This is a genomic window from Streptomyces sp. NPDC059003, from assembly GCF_042740445.1.
Taxonomy (GTDB): domain Bacteria; phylum Actinomycetota; class Actinomycetes; order Streptomycetales; family Streptomycetaceae; genus Streptomyces.
In genome coordinates this window covers 41,514-44,019 of the sequence record NZ_JBHYJH010000077.1, presented here as the reverse complement: position 1 = coordinate 44,019, position 2,506 = coordinate 41,514, and the positions used below count along the sequence as shown (strand labels likewise).

The 2,506-nt window shown below is 74.0% G+C and carries 4 protein-coding genes; 3 read left to right on the top strand and 1 reads right to left on the bottom strand.

What is annotated here, in order from left to right; genetic code table 11:
• Positions 1 to 189 precede the first annotated feature (189 nt).
• Positions 190 to 837, top strand: coding sequence for an ATP-dependent Clp protease proteolytic subunit (locus ACFWZ5_RS25360; protein ID WP_384800089.1), 648 nt, complete (start codon positions 190 to 192; stop codon positions 835 to 837).
• 2 nt (positions 838 to 839) lie between these two features.
• Positions 840 to 1,448: a ClpP family protease gene (locus ACFWZ5_RS25355; RefSeq protein WP_384800092.1), complete on the top strand. Its 609-nt coding sequence runs from the start codon at positions 840 to 842 to the stop codon at positions 1,446 to 1,448.
• A gap of 60 nt (positions 1,449 to 1,508) precedes the next feature.
• Here ACFWZ5_RS25355 and ACFWZ5_RS25350 read toward each other — a convergent pair whose 3' ends face one another.
• Positions 1,509 to 1,955, bottom strand: coding sequence for a helix-turn-helix domain-containing protein (locus tag ACFWZ5_RS25350; protein WP_384800095.1), 447 nt, complete (start codon positions 1,953 to 1,955; stop codon positions 1,509 to 1,511).
• Positions 1,956 to 2,154: 199 nt separating this feature from the next.
• On the opposite strand from ACFWZ5_RS25350, the gene ACFWZ5_RS25345 reads away from it, so the two are divergent.
• Positions 2,155 to 2,506, top strand: a 352-nt coding sequence (locus ACFWZ5_RS25345; RefSeq protein WP_384891285.1) for a hypothetical protein, incomplete at its 3' end; no start/stop codon positions are given.

Genomic DNA, 2,506 nt, shown 5'->3' with positions numbered 1-2,506 from the left:
CACCCTCCGCTGAGGTCACCCGGCCCCGCCGCCGGGCGGCGGCGCGGGTCTGCCCTCAGCGAATCTGCCACCAGCCAAGATCCGGGCCACCGCACCTCCCGCCGGGCCACAGTGGACGCACCGGCCGTGCCGACACGCGCCACGAGAGCCACGACGCGCCACGACGCGTCACGACCAGGAAGGTGTGCCATGACACTGCTGCGTACGGAGAGGGCGGCGCCCCCGCGCGCCGAGGACGGCGACACGGAAGCGACCCGGTTCGACGACCGGCTCGCGGGCCAACTGCTCGACCAGCGGATCGTGCTCCTGGGCACGCAGGTCGACGAGGTGTCCGCGAACCGCGTCTGCGCCCAGCTGCTCCTGCTGTCCGCGCAGGACCCGCGGACCGACATCGCCCTGTTCATCAACAGCCCCGGCGGTTCGGTGCACGCGGGGCTCGCGATCTTCGACACGATGCGCCTGATCCCGAACGACGTGTCGACGCTGGCCATGGGATTCGCCGCCAGCATGGGGCAGTTCCTGCTCACCGTGGGCACGCCGGGCAAGCGGCACGCGCTGCCGAACGCGCGCATCATGATGCACCAGCCGTCGGCCGGCGTCGGCGGCACCACCGCGGACATCGCGATCCAGGCGGAGAACCTGGAGTACACGAAGCGGTCCATCGAGCGGATCACCGCCGAGCACACCGGCCAGAGCCCGGAGACGATCGCCCGCGACGGCGACCGCGACCGCTGGTTCACGGCCGAACAGGCCAAGGAGTACGGCATGGTCGACCACGTCGTCGTCTCGCTCGACGACGTACGCCCGGCCGCGTCGAAGCGACGGATGGGACTGTAGCCATGAGCCAGTACACGATTCCGACGGTCGTCGAGCGCACCCCGCAGGGCGAGCGGGCCTACGACATCTACAGCCGGCTGCTCTCCGAGCGCATCATCTTCCTCGGCACCGAGATCGACGACGGCGTCGCCAACGTCGTCATCGCCCAGCTGCTCCACCTGGAGTCCTCGGCCCCGGACCGCGAGATCTCGCTCTACATCAACTCGCCCGGCGGCTCGGTGACCTCGCTCATGGCGATCTACGACACCATGTCGTTCATCAGCGCGCCGATCTCCACCTTCTGCGTGGGGCAGGCCGCCTCCACCGCGGCCGTCCTCCTCGCCGGGGGCGACCCCGGGCGGCGGTTCGTCCTGGAGCACGCGCGCGTGCTGCTCGGCCAGCCCGCGAGCGGAGGCCAGCAGGGCACCGTGTCCGACCTGAGCCTGCACGCCAAGGAGATGGTGCGCATCCGCGCGCAGGTCGAGGAGGTCCTGTCCCGGCACACGCACCACGACGTGGCGACGCTGCGGGCGGACACCGACCGCGACAAGGTGTTCACCGCGCACGAGGCGGTGGCGTACGGCCTCGCCGACGAGGTGGTCAGCCGGCGCCGGGCTGCGGTCCTGGTCTGACGCCCATGGCTGTACGGCGTACCGGTCAGGCCGGTACGCCGTACGGTTCGGGCGGTGGGCTCAGGCGACCAGGCTCAGCCGGGCCTGGTGGCGGCCGCCGTGGTGGGGGGCCGTCGCGGTCGGCGGCCCGGCCTTGCGGCTCCGGGCGGCCGGCCCGCGCCGGTACGTGGCCAACTCGTCCTGGGCCAGGGAGAGCAGATCGCCGAGGCCGAGCCCGAGCGCGTGCGCGGCCGCGGCGAGCACCTCGGACGACGCCTCCTTGCGGCCGCGCTCCACCTCGGAGAGATAGGGCACCGAGATCCGGGCGGCGTCCGAGACGTCCTTCAAGGTGCGCTCCTGCGCGAGACGCTCACGCCGCAGTACGTCGCCCACGAGGTGCCGCCACAGCGGCTCGGGCGACGCGGGCTCCGGTGGCGCGGGGCGCAGGGGGATGACGCGGGCGTGCAGGTCCGCGCGGCCCTCGGTGTCGTCGGGGCGGCTGGCGGCGTGGTTCGCGTGGCTGCTCACCGCTTCAGGGTAGGAGCGGCGGTTCGCGGCGCGGTGCGCGTTCTGCCGACGGCGTACGGGTTGTGCCATCGGCGAATTCCCAGACCGGGGCCTTGACGGGAACTCCGCCCCTCCGTCCGTCCGTTACGTCTTCGGCGCACCCGCGCCCACCGGACGACCACACGACCAGGCCGACGAACACTCGACGGGGAGGCGCCGCGTGCCGCATCGCATCCGGTCGGCGCGGCTTGCCGCGTCCCTGCTGTCGGCCGTCGTCGCCGTGCTCGCGTTCGTCGCCCCGTCCCGCGCCGCCGCGACCCAGGCCTGGGCGGCGCCCACCGTCCACCGGACCGCGCCTGACCAGGTCACCACGGTCCGCGGGCCCCACGCCCCGGACACGCCGCACGCCGTCCGCGTGACGGCCGCGCACCACCACCCCGCGCACCTGCCGCAGCCGCCGTTCCCCGGCACCACGTCCACCGACCGCGCGCCGCACCGGTCCGTGGGCGGGCCCGCCGCGCGCCTTCTCCCCACCACCCCGGCCGCGCGGCCCGCGGACCCCACGCCGCGGC